This is a genomic window from Fortiea sp. LEGE XX443, assembly GCF_015206815.1.
Taxonomy (GTDB): domain Bacteria; phylum Cyanobacteriota; class Cyanobacteriia; order Cyanobacteriales; family Nostocaceae; genus Nostoc_B.
The window spans coordinates 1-1,512 of record NZ_JADEXZ010000154.1; the positions used below are offsets into that span (position 1 = coordinate 1).

The following is a 1,512-nucleotide window of genomic DNA, read 5'->3' on the forward strand; positions in this document are numbered from 1 at the left end:
GTAAGGATTCAGGTAACAGAGTATTGACAAAGGGGACAGTTGAGGTGGAGTATCACAAATATGAACCAAAACCTGCCTCAAGAACTAGAAAAAGAAAGTTTGGGCCAGTTATCCAAAGAAGAACTGGTAAACATGATCATTGAGCAGAGCAAGGTAATACGTGAATTACAGCAAGAAATAGAGCGTTTAAAAGTCAGTAGAGATTTAGATAGTTCTAACTCGTCAAAGCCACCATCAGGGGATATTCACAAAAAGAGCGAGAACAAAAAAGATATTCCCCAAGACCAATCAAATCAGCCTCAAAAGAAACCAGGTGGGCAACCAGGACATCAAGGCAAAACCCGTAAGGGCTTTGGGAGAATAGATCGCTATGAAATCTTACGACCGACTGATTGTGCCTATTGTGGTCAAAAAGCATTTACGGCAGAGGCAGTAAAAGTAGAAAAGCACTCAGTAGCGCAATTAGTGGAACGTCCTATAGAAATAGTTGAGTATCAACGCCATACCTGTAGATGTGAGTGTTGTGGCAATTTACAAACAGCCGACTGGCCACAAGAAATGATTCCAGGGCAAGATTTAGGAACATCGTTACAAGCATTTTTAGGGTGGGCAAATAATTATGCACATATGCCCTACGAAAAACAGCAAGAAATGTTGTGGGAACTGGGGCAAATTGAAATTGGGCTAGGAACTTTAGTCGCCACCAACGAACGAATAACTCAAGCGATAGAACCGAGCGTAACTGAGTTGAGTAGTTGGGTAAAACAGACACAACCTAATATCCATGTGGATGAAACGCCTTGGTCAGTTAAAGGGGTTAAAGAATGGTTATGGGTAGTGGCTAATTCTGAATTCTGCCTGTTTACTGCGGCTGATACTCGTTCTAGAGCAGAACTAGAAGCAATTTTAGGAACTCAATATCAAGGTGTCATTTCTTCTGATGACTATAGTGTTTACAATGGCTATCAAGCTTTTGCCCAACAAAAATGTTTGGCGCATCTACGCCGTCACTTCAAGAAATTAATTCAACTTCCAGGTCTTCACAACCAAGAAATAGGTAAAGTATTTGTTGGTTTAATTGATGAAGCTTTTAGAAATTATGCCCAATGGTTTGAGACTCTTGAGTGCGCCAGTTATAACGATTGGGTCAATGAATTCAAATCCAAGTTGCAATCCTCTATTGATCAATGGATTAACTTAGCCGGAGCGACAGCAGGCCGGCTTTTACGCTCCTTGCGAGATAAAGCGCATCAATGGTGGTATTTCCTTGATAACCCTGAAGTGCCTCCTGATAACAATCAGGCTGAACGCTCGCTGCGTTTGGCTGTGACAAAACGTAAGGTTAGCGGTGGTTCACGTTCGATGGAGCGGTTTCAACATACTGCCAATTTATTGACGGTGGTGCAGACTTGTCGCCGTCAAGGTAAGTCTGTTGTTGATTTTTTTGCACAAGCTCTAATTGCTGACTCTAATAATTCTCAGTTTCGCCCTTCTTTACTTCCTCAATATTAG

General features: G+C 41.8%; 1 protein-coding gene. It reads left to right on the top strand.

Translation table 11 applies throughout. The features are described 5' to 3' along the window. Positions 1-60: 60 nt before the first annotated feature. Positions 61-1,512, top strand: coding sequence for an IS66 family transposase (locus IQ259_RS26875; RefSeq protein WP_193889017.1), 1,452 nt, complete (start codon positions 61-63; stop codon positions 1,510-1,512).

Excerpts from the sequence above, each read along its gene's own strand:
- IQ259_RS26875 (WP_193889017.1), top strand. The coding sequence starts at position 61 with ATGAACCAAAACCTGCCTCAAGAACTAGAAAAAGAAAGTTTGGGCCAG.